Origin of the sequence: Kineococcus haloalkalitolerans, assembly GCF_050871905.1 — a bacterium.
Taxonomy (GTDB): Bacteria; Actinomycetota; Actinomycetes; order Actinomycetales; family Kineococcaceae; genus Kineococcus.
Map to the genome: position 1 here is coordinate 35,557 of NZ_JBJLSH010000020.1, position 19,094 is coordinate 54,650.

The 19,094-nt window shown below is 74.8% G+C and carries 16 protein-coding genes; all 16 read right to left on the minus strand.

Annotation, left to right across the window (positions count from 1 at the left end):
* Nucleotides 1-90 precede the first annotated feature (90 nt).
* A complete protein-coding gene (locus tag ACRYMY_RS09845) occupies nt 91-1,158 on the minus strand; it encodes an ABC transporter ATP-binding protein (protein ID WP_432547078.1) in 1,068 nt (355 codons plus the stop codon).
* On the minus strand, nt 1,155-2,201 hold the full coding sequence (locus tag ACRYMY_RS09850; protein WP_432547079.1) for an ABC transporter ATP-binding protein: 1,047 nt from the start codon (nt 2,199-2,201) through the stop codon (nt 1,155-1,157). Before ACRYMY_RS09850 ends, ACRYMY_RS09845 begins: the two co-directional genes overlap by 4 nt.
* Nucleotides 2,198-3,115, minus strand: a complete 918-nt coding sequence (locus tag ACRYMY_RS09855; protein WP_432547080.1) for an ABC transporter permease — start codon at nt 3,113-3,115, stop codon at nt 2,198-2,200. Before ACRYMY_RS09855 ends, ACRYMY_RS09850 begins: the two co-directional genes overlap by 4 nt.
* Nucleotides 3,112-4,116 carry an ABC transporter permease gene (locus ACRYMY_RS09860; RefSeq protein WP_432547081.1) on the minus strand — a complete coding sequence of 335 codons (1,005 nt, stop codon included), beginning with the start codon at nt 4,114-4,116 and terminating at the stop codon, nt 3,112-3,114. The genes ACRYMY_RS09855 and ACRYMY_RS09860 overlap by 4 nt, the downstream gene beginning before the upstream one ends.
* Nucleotides 4,116-5,819 carry an ABC transporter substrate-binding protein gene (locus tag ACRYMY_RS09865; protein ID WP_432547082.1) on the minus strand — a complete coding sequence of 568 codons (1,704 nt, stop codon included), beginning with the start codon at nt 5,817-5,819 and terminating at the stop codon, nt 4,116-4,118. The genes ACRYMY_RS09860 and ACRYMY_RS09865 overlap by 1 nt, the downstream gene beginning before the upstream one ends.
* Before the next feature lie 361 nt (nt 5,820-6,180).
* Nucleotides 6,181-6,939 (minus strand): iron ABC transporter ATP-binding protein, encoded by a 759-nt coding sequence (locus ACRYMY_RS09870; RefSeq protein WP_432547083.1) that lies wholly within the window; start codon nt 6,937-6,939, stop codon nt 6,181-6,183.
* Nucleotides 6,936-7,958 (minus strand): iron chelate uptake ABC transporter family permease subunit, encoded by a 1,023-nt coding sequence (locus tag ACRYMY_RS09875; protein ID WP_432547109.1) that lies wholly within the window; start codon nt 7,956-7,958, stop codon nt 6,936-6,938. Before ACRYMY_RS09875 ends, ACRYMY_RS09870 begins: the two co-directional genes overlap by 4 nt.
* A 43-nt stretch (nt 7,959-8,001) precedes the next feature.
* Nucleotides 8,002-9,003 carry an ABC transporter permease gene (locus ACRYMY_RS09880; protein ID WP_432547084.1) on the minus strand — a complete coding sequence of 334 codons (1,002 nt, stop codon included), beginning with the start codon at nt 9,001-9,003 and terminating at the stop codon, nt 8,002-8,004.
* Entirely contained in the window at nt 9,000-9,959 is a 960-nt protein-coding gene (locus ACRYMY_RS09885) for a siderophore ABC transporter substrate-binding protein (protein WP_432547085.1), read from the minus strand. Before ACRYMY_RS09885 ends, ACRYMY_RS09880 begins: the two co-directional genes overlap by 4 nt.
* A gap of 275 nt (nt 9,960-10,234) precedes the next feature.
* Nucleotides 10,235-11,098 (minus strand): orotidine-5'-phosphate decarboxylase, encoded by an 864-nt coding sequence (pyrF, locus tag ACRYMY_RS09890; RefSeq protein ID WP_432547086.1) that lies wholly within the window; start codon nt 11,096-11,098, stop codon nt 10,235-10,237.
* The gene (gene carB, locus ACRYMY_RS09895; protein WP_432547087.1) at nt 11,095-14,400 is read right to left on the minus strand and encodes a carbamoyl-phosphate synthase large subunit; all 3,306 of its coding nucleotides are present in this window, start codon (nt 14,398-14,400) and stop codon (nt 11,095-11,097) included. The genes pyrF and carB overlap by 4 nt, the downstream gene beginning before the upstream one ends.
* Nucleotides 14,400-15,635: a glutamine-hydrolyzing carbamoyl-phosphate synthase small subunit gene (gene carA, locus ACRYMY_RS09900; protein WP_432547088.1), complete on the minus strand. Its 1,236-nt coding sequence runs from the start codon at nt 15,633-15,635 to the stop codon at nt 14,400-14,402. The genes carB and carA overlap by 1 nt, the downstream gene beginning before the upstream one ends.
* A complete protein-coding gene (locus ACRYMY_RS09905; RefSeq protein WP_432547089.1) occupies nt 15,632-16,165 on the minus strand; it encodes a PH-like domain-containing protein in 534 nt (177 codons plus the stop codon). The genes carA and ACRYMY_RS09905 overlap by 4 nt, the downstream gene beginning before the upstream one ends.
* Nucleotides 16,165-17,472, minus strand: a complete 1,308-nt coding sequence (locus ACRYMY_RS09910; protein WP_432547090.1) for a dihydroorotase — start codon at nt 17,470-17,472, stop codon at nt 16,165-16,167. The genes ACRYMY_RS09905 and ACRYMY_RS09910 overlap by 1 nt, the downstream gene beginning before the upstream one ends.
* On the minus strand, nt 17,469-18,437 hold the full coding sequence (locus tag ACRYMY_RS09915) for an aspartate carbamoyltransferase catalytic subunit (protein WP_432547091.1): 969 nt from the start codon (nt 18,435-18,437) through the stop codon (nt 17,469-17,471). The genes ACRYMY_RS09910 and ACRYMY_RS09915 overlap by 4 nt, the downstream gene beginning before the upstream one ends.
* Nucleotides 18,437-19,042: a bifunctional pyr operon transcriptional regulator/uracil phosphoribosyltransferase PyrR gene (gene pyrR, locus ACRYMY_RS09920; protein ID WP_432547092.1), complete on the minus strand. Its 606-nt coding sequence runs from the start codon at nt 19,040-19,042 to the stop codon at nt 18,437-18,439. Before pyrR ends, ACRYMY_RS09915 begins: the two co-directional genes overlap by 1 nt.
* Nucleotides 19,043-19,094: the final 52 nt, after the last annotated feature.

A 19,094-nucleotide genomic window follows, 5' to 3' on the forward strand; every position in this document is an offset into this window, starting at 1 on the left:
GGCGCGTCGGGCGCTGGGCGGGGGCGTGCGGGGCAACCTAGCGACCCCCCTCCGGCAGCGGCAACGGCGGGGTCCGCGAGCGCGCGGGGCTCACCGCGCCACGGCCCCCGCCGCGGGGTCCAGGCGCCCGGCGGCGATGTCCTCGGCCCAGTGGCAGGCCACCCGCTGGGCCGGGGCGGCGCTCGCTGCCGCCGGTCCGGCGCCGGGCGCGTCGGCGGGCAGGACCCGCAGGAGGGGGCGCTCGTCGGCGCAGCGGGTGGGCTGCACCCACGGGCAGCGGGTGCGGAAGCGGCAGCCCGAGGGCGGGTCGGCGGGACTGGGCAGGTCCCCGGACAGCAGGATGCGCTCGCGGCGCTCCTCCACCTCGGGGTCGGGCACGGGCGCGGCGGACAGCAGCGCCCGCGTGTACGGGTGCAGCGGCCGGGCGTAGACGGCGGAGGCGGGGCCCTCCTCCACGACCGCGCCGAGGTACATGACGCCGACCACGTCGCTGACGTGCTTGACGACGGCCAGGTCGTGGGCGATGACGAGGTAGGTCAGCCCGAGCTCGCGCTGCAGCTCCTCCAGCAGCACGAGGACCTGGGCCTGCACCGAGACGTCGAGGGCCGAGACGGGCTCGTCGGCCACCAGCAGCTCGGGGTCCAGGACGAGGGCGCGGGCGATGCCGACGCGCTGGCGCTGCCCGCCGGAGAACTCGTGCGGGTACTTGGCCGCGGCGGAGGAGGGCAGGCCGACCCGCTCCAGCAGCTCGCGCACCCGCTCGCGGTGCCCGGCGGTGCCGCCCTCGATCCCGTGCACCCGCAGCGGCTCCAGCAGGGCGCTCTCGACGTCCTGGCGCGGGTCGAGGCTGGCCAGGGGGTCCTGGAAGACCATCTGCAGGCCGCGGCGGGCGCGCCGCAGCTCCTCGGGGCGCAGCTGCAGCAGGTCGCGCCCGCCCACGCGCACCTCGCCGGCCGTCGGCTCGGTCAGGCGCAGCACCGCCCGGCCCAGGGTGGACTTGCCGCAGCCGGACTCCCCCACCAGCCCGTAGGTCGTGCCGCGCTCGACGTCGAGGTCGACGCCGTCCACGGCGCGCACGGCGCCGCCGCGCCGGCGCAGCAGGCCCCCGCGCACGGGGTAGTGCACCTCCAGGCCGCGGACCTCCAGCAGCGCGCTCACGCCGCTCCCCCGCCGGCGCGCGCCGGGGTCCCCGAGGCGGGGTGGACGCAGCGGGCCGCGTGCGGCGCGCGCTCCCCCGTGGCGACGTCCCCGGTGGTCCCGGCGGTGCCGTCCGCGGACCCCGCGGTCAGGGGGATGTCCCCGGAGCGGCAGGCGTCGTCGGCGTGCGCGCAGCGGGGGCTGAACGCGCAGCCGCGCTCCCAGGGCAGCAGGTCGCGCACGGACCCGGGCACGGGGCTCAGCCCGGTGCCCTCGGGCGCGTCCACGCGCGGGACGGCCGCGAGCAGGCCGGTGGTGTAGCGGTGGCGCGGGTGCGCGAACAGCTCGCGGCGCCCGGCGGTCTCGACGACCCGCCCGCCGTACAGGACGTTGACGCGGTCGCACGTGCCGGCGACGACGCCCAGGTCGTGGGTGATGAGGACCATGGCCGTGCCGGACTCCCGGACGAGGGTCGTGAGCAGGTCGAGGACCTGCGCCTGGATGGTGACGTCGAGGGCGGTGGTCGGCTCGTCGGCGATGATCAGCCGCGGGGAGCAGGCCAGCGCGATGGCGATGAGCACGCGCTGGCGCATCCCGCCGGACAGCTGGTGCGGGTACTCCCCCACGCGCCGGCGCGGGTCGGGGATGCCCACGCGGGCCAGCAGGTCCACGGCCTCGCGCTGGGCGGCGGCGCGGCCGAGGTCGGTGTGCGCGCGCAGGACCTCGGTCAGCTGGCGCCCGAGGGTGAGCACGGGGTTCAACGACGTCATCGGGTCCTGGAAGACCATGGCCAGGTCCCGGCCGCGCCGGGCGGCCAGGGCCCGCGGGGGCAGGGTGAGCAGGTCGGTCCCGTCGAAGCGGACGGAGCCGGTGACGCGCGCGGTGCGCGGCAGCAGACCCATGACGGCCAGCGACGTGACGGACTTGCCGCAGCCGGACTCCCCGACCAGCCCGACGACCTCGCCGGCGTCGACGCTGAACGAGACGCCGTCGACGGCGGTGGCGTCGGCCGCGCCGCGGCGGGTGAAGCGGACCCGCAGGTCCTCGACCTCCAGCAGGCTCACCGGGTGCTCCTCGGGTCCAGGGCCTGGCGCAGCGACTCGCCGAGCAGGGTGAAGCCGAGCGCGGTGACGGCGATGCACGCGCCGGGCAGGAGGGCCAGCTGCGGCGCCTGCTCCAGGCGGTCCTGGGCGCGCACGAGCATCCGGCCCCACTCGGCCACGGCGGGGTCCGGGTCGCCCAGTCCGAGGAAGGACAGGGCGGCGACCTCGATGACCGCGGTGGCCAGCACGAGGGTGGCCTGCACGAGCACGGGGCCGGTGGAGTTGGGCAGCATGTGGCCCAGGACGATGCGCCGCTGGCGCAGGCCCAGCGAGCGCAGCGCGAGGACGTAGTCCTGACCGCGCTGGGCCAGCAGCGAGGCGCGCAGCAGCCGCGCGAAGATCGGCACCTGCGCGGCGGCGATGGCGAGCATGACCGAGGTGGAGCTGCGGCCCAGGACGGCGGCGACGCTGACGGCCAGCAGCAGCGCCGGGATGGACAGCAGCACGTCGACCACGCGCATGACGGCGGTGTCGACCCAGCCGCCGATCCCGCCGGCCAGCAGGCCCAGGACCGCCCCGGCGCTCAGGCCGACGGCGGTGGAGACGACACCGATGACGAGGGAGGAGCGCGCCCCGTGCAGCAGCTGCGTCAGCAGGTCCGAGCCGAAGGAGTCCAGACCCAGGGGGTGCTCGGCGCTGGGCCCGGGCACGGAGGTCGGCGTCACCTGGGCGAACCACTCCGAGGTGGCGGGCCGGTACGGCGCCAGCACGGGCGCCAGGACGGCGACGAGGACGAACAGCGCGACGATGACGGCGCCGGCGATGCCGGCGGGGTCGCGGCGCAGGCGCCGCCACGCGGCGCGCCAGGGGCCTGCGCCGGAGGAACCGGTCGGCTCGACCTGCCCGGGGTCGGGCAGCGCTTCGAGGGCGGTCACGAGACGCGCACCCGCGGGTCGACGAGGCCGTAGCTGACGTCGACGAGGAGGTTGACGAGGGCGTACACGACGGCGATGAACAGGATGAACCCCTGGAGGACCGGGTAGTCGAGCTGGGTGACGGCCTGGAACAGGTAGCTGCCGATGCCGTTGATGGCGAACACCGTCTCGGTGAGCACCGCCCCGGACAGCAGCGCCCCGGCCTGCAGCCCGAGGGTGGTGGACACCGGCAGCAGCGCGTTGCGCAGCACGTGCCGGCGGCTGACGACGGAGCTGGGCAGGCCCTTGGCGCGGGCGGTGCGCACGTGGTCGTCGCCGAGCACGTCGAGCACGGAGGCGCGGGTGATGCGCACGATGATGGCCAGCGGGATCGACCCCAGCGCCAGGGCCGGCAGGACCAGGTGCACCAGGGCGTCCCAGGAGGCGTCCCACTCGCGGGTGAGCAGGCCGTCCAGGACGTAGAACCCGGTGACGTGGGTGGCGTCGATGCGCGCGTCCTGGCGCCCGGCGGTGGGGAACAGCCCCAGCTGCAGCGAGAACAGGTACTTCAGCAGGACCGCCAGGAAGAACACCGGGACGACGACGCCCAGGAGCGAACCCCCGACGGCGAGGTGGTCCAGCGCGCCGCCGCGCCGCCGCGCCGCGAGGTACCCCAGGGGGATCCCCGCGACGACGGCGAGCAGCAGGGCCGCCACGGCCAGCTCGACCGTGGCCGGGAACCGCTCGGCGAAGGTCGCCAGCACGGGTTCGCCGGTGCGGATCGAGGCGCCGAAGTCGCCGGTGAGCAGGCGGCCGACGTAGGTGACGTACTGCTGCCACAGCGGCTGGTCGAACCCGTACCGCTCGGTGACCGCGGCGATCCCGGCGGGGGTCGCGCGCTCGCCGAGCAGCGCTCGGGCCGGGTCCCCCGGCAGGGCCCGCACCCAGGCGAACAGCAGCAGCGACAGGCCGGCCAGGACCACCAGGAGCAGTCCCAGCCGGCGGGCGACGAAGGAGAGCATCAGCCCTCGGAGACGGTGACGGTGTTCCAGACCTCGTCCTGCACGGGGCTCGCGATGTAGCCCTCCACGCCGGCGGCGAACGCCAGCGACGGCACGGGGCTGGCGACGGGGACGCCCGGCAGCAGCTGCATGACCTGCTCGTTGAGGGCCTCGTAGGCCTCCTGCTGCGCGTCCTCGCCGACGACCGTGCGGGCCTGGGCCAGCCCGTCGAACAGGGCCTGGTCGGTGAACCCCCACTCGTTGGTGGCGGCGCCGAAGAACACCCCGATGAAGTTGTCTGGGTCGTTGTAGTCGCCGGTCCAGCCCAGCAGGTGCAGGCCGTGGTCGGTGCCGCCCTGCACGGTGCCCAGGTAGTCCGGGGTCCACTGCTCGGCGACGGGCTGCACGGTGATGCCGACGGCGGACAGCTGCTGGGAGATCGCGTTGTAGATGGTCTCCGGGTCCGGCATGTACGGCCGCGAGACGCCCGTGGGGTAGTTGAACGGCAGGGTGAGGTCGGACTGGCCGGCCTCGGCGAGCAGCTGGCGCGCGCGGTCGGGGTCGTACTCGTAGGTGGTGACGCCGGCGTTGTAGCCGATGACGTTCTCGGGCATGAACTGCGTCGCCGGCTCGGTGCCCTCGGGCAGCGCGTTGGAGATGACGGCCTCCTTGTCGATCGCGTGGGCGATCGCCTGGCGCACGCGGATGTCGTCCAGCGGCGGGTAGGCCTGGTTCATCCCCAGGTACAGGACGTTGAAGGCGGGCCGCTCCAGGACCTGGAACCCGGCGGAGGACAGGGTGTCCACGTCGGCGGGGGCGACGAGGTCGTAGCCGTCGATGTCGCCGTTCTGCAGCGCCTGCCGGCGCGCGGTGCCGTCGCCGATGAACCGGACGACGGCGGTGGCGACCTTCGCGGGCTCGCCCCAGTAGTCGTCGTTGCGGCGCAGGCGGATCTGCTGCCCGCGCTCCCAGGAGTCGAACACGAACGGGCCGGTGCCGACGATCCCGCCGGTGGCGTAGGCGCTCTGGCGCGGGTCGGAGCCGTCGGCGCCGTTCCCGCCGCCGGCCTCGACGGCGCCGGTCTCCTGCATGGCGAACGCGGGCAGCGTGAGGGAGGCGAGGAAACCGGCGAACGGCGCGGTGAGGTTCACGGTGACCGTGCCGTCGTCGTTGGCGGTGCTGCCCGCGTACAGGCTGGTGCCCAGCGCGGGGTCGTCGTTGACGGCGAAGCCGCGGAAGATGGAGCGGTAGTAGTACGCGAGGTCCTCGCCCTGGGCCAGGCCGCGCAGGTTGTACCAGCGCTCGAAGTTGGCGACGACGGCCTGGTTGTCGAAGGGCTCGCCGTTGGAGAAGGTCACGCCCTCGGCGAGGGTGAAGGTGTAGCTCAGGCCGTCCTCGGACACCTCCCAGGAGGTCGCCAGGCCGGGCGCGAGCTCGGTGGTCCCGGGCTCGGTGCTGACGAGCCCCTCGAAGACCTGCCGGGTGATGCGGAACGTCTCGCCGTCGCTGGCGAAGACGGGGTCCAGGGCGTCGGGGTCGGCCGCGCCGCCGAAGACGAACGTGTCGACCTCGGACCCGCCACCGACGCCGCCCTCGGCGCCCTCCTGCCCGCCGGTGTCGCGCTGGCTCTCCGCGCAGGCCGCGGTCGTGGCCGTCGCGGCCACGGCCAGCGAGGCGAGCGTGAAGGTGCGGCGGGTGGGAGCGTTCTCAGACGACTCGGTCATCGAGGTCCTCGTTCTCGTGTCGGGGTGGTCGGCGCGCGGGGTGGCCGCGCGGCCCGGAGGGACGTTAGGCGGTCGCCGCGTGCTCACCAAGAGCCCCACGCACGTGTCACACAGTCGTAACAGGCGTTGCGCGGCGGGCGGGTCGCCCTGTCCGCCGTTCCCGGCGGTCCGCCGGTCGGGTGGTGCACTCGTCCTCCTCGACGGCGCGCACGGGCCGGTCCCGGGGCGCGAGCAGACCTTCCGCCAGCGCGACCGGCACGCGCAAGCCGACACGCCACGCGCGCCGGCCCGGCAGGGGCGCGGTCGGACCGGGCGGGCACCGCCCCGCTCACCGGCCCCCGGGGGCGAGGTCCCCGCCGGCTCAGCGGTAGTAGACCGCCGTGGGCACCCCGTCGAGGACGTGCACGCGCACGGGGGTGTCGAAGACGCGCTCGAGGACCTCGGCGGTGACCATCTCGGCCGGCGTCCCGGAGGCGACGACCCGGCCGTCGCGCAGAGCGACGATCCGGTCGGACCAGGCGGCGGCGAAGTTGATGTCGTGGACGACGAGGACGACGCTCTTGCCCAGCTCGTCGGCGGCGCGGCGCAGCAGACCCATCATCCGCACGGCGTGCTTGATGTCGAGGTTGTTCAGCGGCTCGTCCAGCAGCACGTGCTCGGTGTCCTGCGCCAGGACCATCGCCACGTGCGCGCGCTGGCGCTGCCCGCCGGAGAGCTGGTCCAGGAAGCGGTCCTGCAGGTCGGTCAGCTCCAGGAACCCCAGGGCGCGGTCGACGTGCTCGACGTCCTCGGTGCTCAGGCGCCCGCCGGAGTGGGGGAAGCGGCCGAAGCCGACGAGCTCGCGGACGGTGACGCGCGCGGTGACGTGGTTCTCCTGGCGCAGGACGGCCAGCCGGCGCGCCACCTGCGAGGACTTCGCGCGGTGCACGTCGAGGCCGTCGAGCAGCACCTGCCCGGTGTCCGGCGCGGTCAGGCGCCCGGTGATGGTCAGCAGCGTCGACTTGCCGGCGCCGTTGGGCCCGATGAGGGAGGTGAGGCCGCCGACGGCGAGGTGCTCGGTGACGGGCCCGAGGACGGTCTGGGCGTCGTAGGTCTTCGTCAGGCCCGAGACGGTGATCACAGGGAGCCCTTCCGCAGCAGGAGCGCGATGAACAGCAGGCCGCCGGTGAACTCCACGACGACCGTGAGCATGCCGCTGGCGTAGAAGACGTGCTCGAGGACGAACTGCCCGCCGACGAGGGTCAGCACGCCCAGGGCGAACGCCGTCGGCAGCAGCACCGCGTGGCGGTGGGTGCCGGCCAGCTGGCGGGCCAGCGCGGCCACGAGGAACCCGAAGAAGGTCATGGGCCCGACCAGCGCGGTGGAGAACGCGACGAGGACGGAGACCGCGACGAGCGCGACCGTCAGCTCGCGCCGGTGGTCCAGGCCGAGGCCGGTGGCCGTGTCGCGGCCCAGCTGCAGGACGTCGAGGCGGTGCCGGCGGCGCCAGACGACGGCACCGACGCCCGCGCAGACGAGCGCCGCCAGCGGCAGGGTCGCGGGGTCGACGGCGGTGAGGCGGCCGAACAGCCGCACCGACAGCACGTCGTGGTCGGTCGGGGACAGGACGCGCTGCAGGAAGACGGACAGGCTGTCGAACGCCAGCCCGAGGGTGACGCCGACGAGCAGCAGGACGTGCAGGTCGCCCCAGCGCCCGGAGAACAGCCACCGGAACAGCAGCGTGGCGAAGGTGACCATGACGAGCGTCTGGACGACGAGCTTCGGCAGGCCGTCGGTGGCCGCGAGCACGCTGCCGCCGAAGACGACGACGAGGGCGGTCTGGGCCAGGACGTACAGGGAGTCGAAACCCATGATGGACGGGGTGAGCACCCGGTTGCGGGTGACGGTCTGGAACACCACGGTGGCCACGCCCTGCGCGAAGGCCGCCACGACCATCGCCCCCACCGTGGTCGCCCGCCGCTCGAGGGCGAACGCGAAGGAGCCCCGCACGAACAGCAGCAGGTAGCAGGCGACCGCGACGAGCGCGAGGACGCTCAGCAGCACCGGGCGCAGCTCGGGGCGCGGTCCCGGGCGCGGCCGGCGGAGCGCCGGGCGGGCCGCACCGGCCGGGCCGGGGGCCGCGGGAGTGTTGCGGCGCAGCACCTCCAGGGCTCGTGGACGGGCGGCGGGCGGGGCCGGGGAGTCAGACACGCAGCCACCTCCGGCGGTGCAGGACGAGGGCGACGAAGCAGGTGGCGCCGACGGCCCCGAGGACGACGGAGGCGGGGACCTCCAGCGGCGCGACGACGGTGCGGCCGACGAGGTCGCACACGAGGACCAGGGCGACGCTGCCGAGGAGGACCCACGGCAGGTTCCGGCGCACGTCGTCGCCGCGCAGCAGGGCGACGACGTTGGGCACGACCAGCCCGAGGAAGGGCAGCATCCCCACGACGACGGTGGTGACGCCCGTGGCCAGCGCCACCATCGCCGTGCCGGCGAGCACGACGCGGCGGTGGTCCAGGCCGAGGTTGGTCGACACGTCGCGGCCGAGCCCGGCGATGGTGAACCGGTCCGCCGTCAGGTACACGGCGACGACGACGGCCGCGACGACCCACAGGGGTTCGTACTGGCCGCGCACGACGCCGCTGAAACCCCCCGAGCGCCAGGTGGCGAGCATCTGCAGCAGGTCGGCGGAGTTGGCCAGGAACAGCGTCGCGGAGCTGACGACGGCGCCGAGCATGATGCCGACGAGCGGCACGACGACCGAGGAGCGCAGCGAGACGCCGCGCAGGACGCCCAGGAACACCATGGTCCCGGCGAACGCGAACGCGGTGGCGCAGGCCATCCGCACGAGGGTGGGCGCGGCCGGGTACCACAGCGCCAGGACGACGACGCCGAGCGCGGCCCACGCGCCGGCACCGGTCGTCGTGGGCTCGACGAACCGGTTCTGCACGAGGACCTGCATCACCACGCCGGACACGCCCATCGCCGCGGCGGCCAGGACGAGCGCGGCGGTGCGCGGGACGCGGGAGATGAGGAACATCTCCCGCGCGGCGGGGTCCTCGAGCATCGTGCGGACCGTGATGTCGTACCCGCCGACTGCCAGGGAGAGCACGAGCAGGGCGGCGACGGCGAGCGCGCCGACGGCCAGCGGCCCCCGCTCGCGCGCGGGGGACCGCCGGCCGGTGGAGGTGGTGCTGCTCACGCGGTGAAGGCGTCGGTGATCTGGTCGAAGACGGCGGTGTAGGCCTGGACGCCCTCGGTGACGTAGAAGGTCGGCGGCAGGTAGATCACCTGGTCCTGGGCCAGGAACGTGGTGCCCTCCCAGGCCTCCTGCTCGGAGACGAGCTGGCGGGCCGGGGACGCCGCCCCCTCCTCGACGGCGGCGTCGCGGTCCAGCACGACCATCCAGTCGGGGTTCAGCTGCGCGATCGTCTCGGGTGCCAGGCCGGAGTCGCTGTGGACGGCGTCGCCCTCGTCGGCGAGGACGTTGACGAGGTCGAGCGGCTCGAGGATGCGGCCGAGGCGGCTGGCGCCGTTGTCGATCTTGCCACCGCTGGCGACGGCGAGGAAGACGCTCTCGCCGTCGGTGGCGGCCGCCGCGGCGGCCACGGACTCCTCGAGGTCGGCGATGAGCTCGGCGGCCTCCTCCTCGTGCCCGAGGACCTCGCCGAGCGTCTCGGTCTGGCGCTTCAGCGACTCGACGTAGCCGCCCTCGTGCTCCTCGCTGGGGGCCAGGTCGAGGACGGGGGCGATCCGGCTCAGCTGCTCGGTGTGGCCCTCGAAGCGGTAGCCGCCGAGGATGAGGTCGGGCTCGGCCTCGCTGACGGCCTCGAGGAGGGGTTCGCGGTGGCTGCCGGCGTCGGCGATGGACTCGGCGGCCTCCCAGTCCTCGAAGCCGGTGCCGGGCAGCAGCGGCTTGGGGACGGCCACGGGCGTGATGCCGAAGGCCTTGACGGTCTCGAAGGCGGTGTTGTCCAGGACGGCGACGCGCAGCGGCTCGGCGGGGACCTCGACCTCGCCGTTGTTGGCGCTCACGACGACGGTCGCGGCCTCGGCGGTACCGGCGTCGGCCTCGGCACCGGAGCAGGCGGTCAGGAGGGCGGCGCCGAGGGCGAGGGACGCTCCGGCGAGAGCGCGGCGGGAGACGTGGGTGAGCACGGGTGGAGCCTTCCGGGCAGGGTGCGGTGGAGTCGGCTCCGCGGTGAGGCGAGCCTGACCTCACGGAGCTTAGCCACACCTTTGTTCCCGGCATCACGGGCACCCGGGGTGACGTGGATCTCACCGTCCGCGCCACCCAGCGCTCCGCCGCAGCCCTCCCCCGCCGTGATCTTGCACTGGGTCACACGCCTGCCCGCGGGTCGGACGAACCGGTGGGTCGCGTGTGACTCAGTGCAGGATCACGGCAGGCGGGGCGGTGGGTACCGCCGCTGCGGTCAGTCCTGCGCGAGCGCGGCGCGCACGGCGTCGGCCGAGCGCCGGGCGGCCTCGCGCAGCGCCGCGGTGCCGGGACCGGCGGACAGGACCTCGCGGGAGCTGGCGGCCAGCACGTACCGGCGGGCGTCGCCGAACACGGCGCGCAGGTCGGCCGCGGTGGCGCCCTGGGCGCCCACCCCGGGCGCCAGCAGCGGCCCGTTGACCGCGGCGAGGTCGATGCCCAGGTCGTGCACCGCCGTGCCGACCGTGGCGCCGACGACGAGGCCGACGTCGCCCATCAGCGGCGCGCCGGCGTTCTCGGCCGCGGCGGCCTCGGCGACGGCGCGCGCCACCGAGCGCCCGTCGGGGCCGGTGGCGTGCTGGACGCCGGGCCCCTCGGGGTTGGACGTCAAGGCCAGCACGAACACGCCGCGCCCGTGCGCGGCGGCCACGTCGAGCAGCGGCCGCAGGGAGCCGAACCCCAGGTACGGCGAGGCGGTCACGGCGTCCCCGGCCAGCGGGGAGTCCCCGGCGAACGCGTCGGCGTAGGCGGCCATCGTCGAGCCGATGTCGCCGCGCTTGGCGTCCACGACCGTGAGCAGCCCGGCCTCGCGGGCGTCGGCGACGACGCGCTCCAGGGCGGCGACCCCGCGCGAGCCGTGCCGCTCGAAGAACGCCGCCTGCGGCTTGAGCGCCGCCACGTGCCCGGCGACGGCCTCCACGACGGTGCGCCCGAAGCGCTCCACGCCGGCCGCGTCGTCGTCCAGCCCCCACGCCGCCAGCAGCGGCGGGTGCGGGTCCACGCCCACGCACAGCGGGCCGTGCCGCTGCACGGCCGCGGCCAGGCGGGCGCCGAAGCGCCGCCCGGCCGGCGGTGCGCTCACGCCCGGAACCCGTCCCAGGCCGCGGCCAGCGCGGCCGCGTGCTCCTGCAGCGGTGCCACCGACGTGCCGTGCCCGGCGCGCAGCGCCTCGATGGCCTGCACGGCCGCCGCCAGCTCCTGCACGGTGGTGATGATGGGCGCGCCCACGGCCGTGGAGGCTGCGCGGATCTCGTAGCCGTCGGCGCGCGCCTGGTTGCCCGAGGGCGTGTTGACGACGATGGAGACCTCGCCGGCGGCGATCTGCGCGACGATGGTCGGCTCCCCCGCCTCCCCCGGGCCCGCGGAGTGCTTGCGGACCACCGTGGACTCGATGCCGTTGCGGCGCAGCACGTCCGCGGTCCCCTGGGTCGCCAGCAGCCGGAACCCGAGGTCGGCTAGGCCCTTGACGGGGAACACCATGGCCCGCTTGTCGCGGTCGGCCACGGAGATGAACGCCGTCCCCGTCGTGGGCAGCCCGCCGTAGGCGGCGGCCTGCGCCTTGCCGAAGGCCGTGGGGAAGTCGACGTCGATGCCCATGACCTCGCCGGTGGAGCGCATCTCCGGCCCCAGCAGCGAGTCGACGACCTCCCCCTCGGCGGTGCGGAACCGGGCGAAGGGCAGCACGGCCTCCTTGACGGAGGTGGGCGCCTCCACCGGCAGGACGCCGCCGTCGCCGCGGGCGGGCAGCAGCCCCTCGGCGCGCAGGTCGGCGATCGAGGAGCCGGCCATGACGCGCGCGGCGGCCTTGGCCAGCGCCACCCCGGTCGCCTTGGACACGAACGGCACGGTCCGCGAGGCCCGCGGGTTGGCCTCCAGCACGTACAGGGTGTCGGCGGCGAGGGCGAACTGGACGTTGAGCAGGCCGCGCACGCCGACGCCGCGGGCGATGGCCTCGGTGGAACGGCGCACCCGCTCCAGCTCGGCGCGGCCCAGCGTGGCCGGCGGGATGACGCACGCGGAGTCGCCGGAGTGGATGCCGGCCTCCTCGATGTGCTCCATGATCCCGCCGAGGTACATCTCCTCGCCGTCGAACAGGGCGTCGACGTCGATCTCCACGGCGTCGTCGAGGAACCGGTCCACGAGCACGGGGCGGTCCGGGGAGACCTCCGTGGCCGTGGCCATGTAGTCGCGCAGCGAGGCCTCGTCGTAGACGATCTGCATCCCGCGCCCGCCCAGGACGTAGGAGGGCCGCACGAGGACCGGGTAGCCGATGCCCGCGGCGATGGCCGTGGCCTCCTCGACGCTGACGGCGGTGCCGTGCTGCGGCGAGGGCAGGCCCGCCCGGTCCAGGACGCGGCCGAACGCGCCGCGCTCCTCGGCCAGGTCGATGGCCTCCGGCTGCGTGCCGATGATCGGCACGCCGGCGGCCTGCAGGCCGGCGGCCAGGCCCAGCGGCGTCTGCCCGCCCAGCTGCACGATCACCCCGTGCACGGGACCGCAGCGGGTCTCGGCGTGCACGACCTCCAGGACGTCCTCCAGCGTCAGCGGCTCGAAGTAGAGCCGGTCGGAGGTGTCGTAGTCGGTGGAAACCGTCTCCGGGTTGCAGTTGACCATGACGGTCTCGAACCCGGCGTCGCGCAGCGCGAAGGAGGCGTGCACGCAGGAGTAGTCGAACTCCACGCCCTGCCCGATCCGGTTGGGACCGGAGCCGAGGATGACGACGGCCGGCCGCTCGCGCGGGCGGGTCTCGTCCTCCTCGTCGTAGCTGGAGTAGTGGTAGGGCGTGCGGGCGGCGAACTCGGCCGCGCACGTGTCGACGGTCTTGTAGACCGGGCGCACCCCCAGGGCGTGCCGCACGCCGCGCACGACGTCCTCGGGCAGGTGGCGCAGCTCGCCCAGCTGGGCGTCGGAGAAGCCGTGCCGCTTGGCGTGCCGCAGCAGCTCCGGGGTCAGCTGGTCGGCGTCGCGGACCTCGCGGGCGACCTCGTCGAGCAGGAACAGCTGGTCCAGGAACCACGGGTCGATGCGGGTGGACTCGAACAGCTGCTCGGGGGTGGCGCCGGCGCGCACCGCGCGCATCACCAGGCCGATGCGCTCGTCGGTGGGCCGGCGCGCGCGCTCCAGCAGGTCGTCCAGGTCGCCGGGCTCGCCGGCCCAGGTGAAGGGCGCGCCGCGCTTCTCGGTGCTGCGCAGCGCCTTCTGCAGCGCCTCGGTGAAGTTGCGGCCCAGCGCCATGGCCTCGCCGACGCTCTTCATCGTCGTGGTGAGCGTGGGGTCGGCGGCCGGGAACTTCTCGAACGCGAACCGCGGCACCTTGACGACGACGTAGTCCAGCGTCGGCTCGAAGCTGGCCGGCGTCTCCTGCGTGATGTCATTCGGGATCTCGTCGAGGGTGTACCCGACGGCCAGCCGCGCAGCGATCTTGGCGATGGGGAACCCGGTCGCCTTGGACGCCAGCGCGCTGGAGCGCGAGACGCGCGGGTTCATCTCGATGACGATGATGCGCCCGTCGGCGGGGTTGACCGCGAACTGGATGTTGCAGCCGCCGGTGTCCACGCCGACCTCGCGGATGACGGCGATGCCGATGTCGCGCATGCGCTGGTACTCGCGGTCGGTGAGCGTCATGGCCGGCGCGACGGTGATGGAGTCGCCGGTGTGCACGCCCATCGGGTCGAAGTTCTCGATGGAGCAGACGACGACCACGTTGTCGGCGCGGTCGCGCATGAGCTCCAGCTCGTACTCCTTCCAGCCGAGGATGGACTCCTCCAGGAGCACCTCGGTCACCGGGGAGTGGTGCAGACCCTGCCCGGCGATGCGCCGCAGCTCCTCCTCGGTGTGCGCGAAGCCGGAGCCCAGGCCGCCCATGGTGAAGCTGGGGCGCACGACGACGGGGTAGCCGAGGTCCTCGGCCGCCGCCAGCACCTCGTCCATGGAGTGGCACAGGTGGCTGCGGGCGGACTCCGCGCCGCAGCGCTCGACGACGCCCTTGAACAGCAGGCGGTCCTCGCCCAGCTTGATGGCGTCCACGTCGGCCCCGATGAGCTCGACGCCGTGCCGCTCCAGCGCCCCGCTCTCGTACAGCGCGATCGCGGTGTTCAGCGCGGTCTGCCCGCCCAGGGTCGCCAGGACCGCGTCGGGCTTCTCCTTGGCGATGATCGCCTCGACGGTGGCGGGGGTGATGGGCTCGACGTAGGTGGCGTCGGCCATCTCCGGGTCGGTCATGATCGTGGCCGGGTTGGAGTTGACCAGCACGACCCGCAGGCCCTCGGCCTTCAGGACGCGGCAGGCCTGCGTGCCGGAGTAGTCGAACTCGGCGGCCTGGCCGATGACGATCGGCCCGGAGCCGATGACGAGGACCGAGGAGATGTCGGTGCGGCGGGGCATCAGGCGTCCTTCGCGGTCGCGCCGTCGGCGGCGGGGTTCTCGGTGGTGTCGGCGTCGGCGGTGTCGTCGACCAGCTGCGCGGCCGGCACGCCCTCCATGAGGGCGAGGAACCGGTCGAACAGGTAGGAGGCGTCGTGCGGGCCGGCGGCGGCCTCGGGGTGGTACTGCACGCTGAACGCGGGCGCGTCCAGGCAGCGCAGCCCCTCCACCACGTCGTCGTTGAGGCAGACGTGGCTGACCTCCGCGCGGCCGTACGGGGTCTCGCGCACCTCCCCGGCGCGGCCCTCGACCGCGAAGCCGTGGTTGTGGGCGGTGACCTCGACCTTGCGGGTGGCCAGGTCCATGACGGGCTGGTTGATGCCGCGGTGGCCGTACTTCAGCTTGTAGGTGCCGAACCCGAGGGCGCGGCCCAGCAGCTGGTTGCCGTAGCAGATGCCGAAGAACGGCACCCTCCGCTCCAGGACGCCGCGCAGCACCTCGATCTCGTGGGTCGCGGCGGCGGGGTCTCCGGGGCCGTTGGAGAAGAACACCCCGTCGGGGGCCGAGCCGCCGGGCCCGGCGGTGAGGACCTGCTCCAGCGTCGCGGTCGAGGGCAGCACGGTGACCTCGACGCCGCGCTCGGCCAGCCGCTGCGGCGTCATCGACTTGATGCCCAGGTCGACCGCGGCCACGGTGAAGCGCCGCTCCCCGTGCGCCGGGACGGTGTACGCCTCGGGAGTGCTGACCAGGGAGGCCAGGTCGGTGCCGACCATGTCGGGCGCGCCGCGCACGGCGTCCAGCAGCTGCTCGACCGGGCGGGCGGCGGCCTCGCCGGAGAACACCCCGACCTTCATGGCGCCGCGCTCGCGCAGGTGCCGGGTCAGCGCGCGGGTGTCCACGCCGGAGATGCCGACGACGCCCTGGGCGTCCAGCTCGTCGGCCAGGGTGCGCCGCGAGCGCCAGTTCGAGGGCACGCGGGCGGGGTCGCGCACGACGTAGCCGGCGACCCAGATGCGCGAGGACTCGGCGTCCTCGTCGTTGTAGCCGGTGTTGCCCACGTGCGGGGCCGTCATGACGACGACCTGCCGGTGGTAGCTGGGGTCGGTCAGCGTCTCCTGGTAGCCGGTCATGCCGGTGGAGAACACCGCCTCGCCGACCGTCTCGCCGACGCGGCCGTAGGCGTCGCCGCGGAACGTGCGTCCGTCCTCCAGCACCAGCACCGCGGGGGTGCGGGCGCCGTTCGCGCCTGTGCTCACTCCTGGCCTCCCTGCTGCTCGCGCTGCGTGCGCCGCGCACGGTCCGTGCTGCGCACGAGCTCCTCCACCTGCTGGGCGAAGCGCTTGCCCTCGGCCGGGTGCCGCGGCTTCACCCCCGTGTCCACGACGCGGTCGCCGAGCCGCCAGCGCAGCACGAGGAGCCCGTCGGGCCTGCCCATCCACTTGCCGACCATCCCGGGGCCGTGGCCGACGCCGACGATGGCGTCGGCGGGCACCACGAACGAGCGCGCCCCCTGGCGCAGGAACCCCACACCGCCGTCGACGAAGCCGAGAGCGACGGCGCTGCGGGTGCCCAGGCCGTGGGCGGCGATGCGGTCCAGCGCGTTCTCGGCGTCGGTCGTGGAGACGTACACGCCCTCGACGGCGTCGGTGAGCGCGTCCCAGTCCCGCGCGCCGAGCGGGCGCGGCAGCATCTTCTGCCGCAGCGCGCGCCCGCGGTAACCGGCGAACATCATCCGCCACAGGATGAGCAGGCCGATGACCAGCAGGGCGACGGCGATCCAGCGCATCAGTTCGGACCCCTCTCGACGAGGCGCGCGTCGAGCACCGTGGGCTCGCCGCGCAGGAAGGTGGCCTCCACGCGCCCGGGCAGCTCCATGCCCCGGAACGGGGAGTTGCGCCCGCTGGTGGCCATCGCCTCCGGGTCGACGACCGTGCGGGCCGCGGGGTCGAGCAGGACGAGGTTGGCCGGCTCGCCCGCGGCCAGCGGGGTCCCGTGCCCTGCCAGCCGCCCGATGCGCGCGGGTACCGCCGACATCCGCTGCGCGACGTCGGCCCACGTGAGCAGGCCGGTGTCGACCACGGCGTGCTGCACGACCGACAGGGCGGTCTCCAGCCCCGTCATGCCCATGGCGGCCGCGGACCACTCGCAGTCCTTGGCCTCCACCGGGTGCGGGGCGTGGTCGGTGGCGACGACGTCGATCGTGCCGTCGGCCAGGCCCTCGCGCAGCGCCTCGACGTCGGCCTGCGTGCGCAGCGGGGGGTTGACCTTGTAGACGGGGTCGTAGCCGCGCACCAGCTCGTCGGTGAGCAGCAGGTGGTGCGGGGTGACCTCGGCGGTCACCTGGACGCCGCGCTGCTTGGCCCAGCGGATGATCTCCACCGAGCCGCGGGTGGACACGTGGCACACGTGCAGGCGCGAGCCGACGTGGTCGGCCAGCAGCACGTCGCGGGCGATGACGGCCTCCTCGGCCACGCTGGGCCAGCCGCGCAGGCCCAGGACGGCGGAGACGGTGCCCTCGTTCATCTGCGCGCCCTCGGTCAGCCGCGGCTCCTGCGCGTGCTGGGCGATGACGCCGTCGAAGGCCTTGACGTACTCCAGCGCGCGGCGCATGAGGACCGCGTCGGACACGCAGTGCCCGTCGTCGGAGAAGACGCGCACGGCGGCGGCGGAGTCGGCCATCGCGCCCAGCTCGGCCAGCTGCTCGCCCGCCAGGCCGACGGTGACGGCGCCGACGGGGCGCACCTCGGCCCAGCCGGCCTCGTCGCCCAGGCGCTTGACCTGCTCCACCACGCCGGCGGTGTCGGCCACGGGGAAGGTGTTGGCCATGGCGAAGACGGCGGTGTAGCCGCCGCGGGCGGCGGCGCGGGTGCCGGACTCGACGGTCTCGGCGTCCTCGCGGCCCGGCTCGCGCAGGTGGGTGTGCAGGTCGACCAGGCCGGGCAGGGCCACCAGGCCGCGCGCGTCGAGCACGGTGGCGCCCTCGGCGGCCGGGGTGCCGGCGAGCGCCCCGACCTCGGCGATGGTGCCGCTGCGCAGCAGCAGGTCGGTCGGCTCGCCGCCGAGGACGCGGGCGCCGTGGACGAGGACGCTCACCGCGCACCTCCGGGGGTCTCGGCCCGCTCACCGGCGAGCAGCAGGTACAGGACGGCCATGCGCACCGCGACGCCGTTGCCGACCTGCTCGACGATGGTCGAGCGGGGGCTGTCGGCGGCGTCGGCGGAGATCTCCAGGCCGCGGTTCATCGGCCCGGGGTGCATGACGAGGGTGTGGTCGGGCAGGGCGGCCAGCCGCGCGCGGCCCAGGCCGTAGCGGCGGGTGTACTCGCGGGCGGAGGGGAAGAACCCGCCGCCGGCGGCCTCCATGCGCTCGCGCTGCACGCGCAGCATCATCACCGCGTCGGGCTCGCCCAGGGCCAGGGCGGCGTCGAGGTCGCTGGTGACCTCGCACGGCCAGGCCTCCACGCCCACCGGCAGCAGGGTGGGCGGGGCGACGAGGGTGACGTGCGCGCCGAGGGTGTGCAGCAGCAGGACGTTGGAGCGGGCCACGCGGCTGTGCAGGACGTCCCCGACGATCGTGACGCGCACGCCGTCCAGGCCCTCGCCGGGCGCGCGCAGGTGCCGGCGCAGCGTGTAGGCGTCCAGCAGGGCCTGCGTGGGGTGCTCGTGGGTGCCGTCGCCGGCGTTGACGACGGCACCGCGGGTCCAGCCGGCGTGCGCGAGGCGGTGCGGGGCGCCGGAGGCGGAGTGCCGCACGACGACCGCGTCGGCGCCCATGGCCTCCAGGGTCAGCGCGGTGTCCTTCAGGCTCTCGCCCTTGGAGACGCTGGAGCCCTTGGCGGAGAAGTTGATGACGTCCGCGGACAGCCGCTTGGCGGCGGCCTCGAAGGACGTGCGGGTGCGGGTGGAGTCCTCGAAGAAGAGGTTGACCACGGTGCGCCCGCGCAGCGTGGGCAGCTTCTTGATCTCCCGGCGCTGGGTGGCGGCCATCTCCTCGGCGACGTCGAGGACCTCCACGGCCCCCGCGCGGTCCAGGTCGGCGGCGGACAGCAGGTGGCGCATCAGGCGTCGCCCCCCGCTGCGCCCGGGGCGGCCAGCGGCGTGGTGAGGACGACGGCGTCGCGGCCGTCGGCCTCGGCCAGCAGCACCCGCACGCGCTCGGCGGAGGAGGTGGGCAGGTTCTTGCCGACGTGGTCGGCGCGGATGGGCAGCTCGCGGTGGCCGCGGTCGACGAGGACGGCCAGGCGCACGGCGCGCGGGCGGCCCAGGTCGTTGAGGGCGTCCAGGGCGGCGCGCACGGTGCGCCCGGAGTACAGGACGTCGTCGACGAGCACCACGACCTTGTCGTCGACGCCGCCGGCGGGCAGCTCGGTGGGCAGCAGGGCGCGCACGGGGTGCCGGCGCAGGTCGTCGCGGTACATCGTCACGTCGAGGGAGCCGACGGGCACCGCGGTGCCCTCCACCTCGGCCAGGCGACGGGCCAGGCGCTGCGCGAGCGGGACGCCGCGCGTGGGGATGCCGAGGAGCACCAGGTCGCCGGGGCCCTTGTTGGCCTCCAGCAGCTCGTGCGCGATGCGGGTGAGCGCGCGCGCGACGTCCGGGGCCTCCAGCAGCACCCGGTCCGCCGTCGCCGGCGCGGACCCGGCCGGGTCGTGGGCAGCGGTCACCACCGACCTCCTTCCCCGCCTCACGGGACGGTTCCTTAAAGGACGTCTGCGG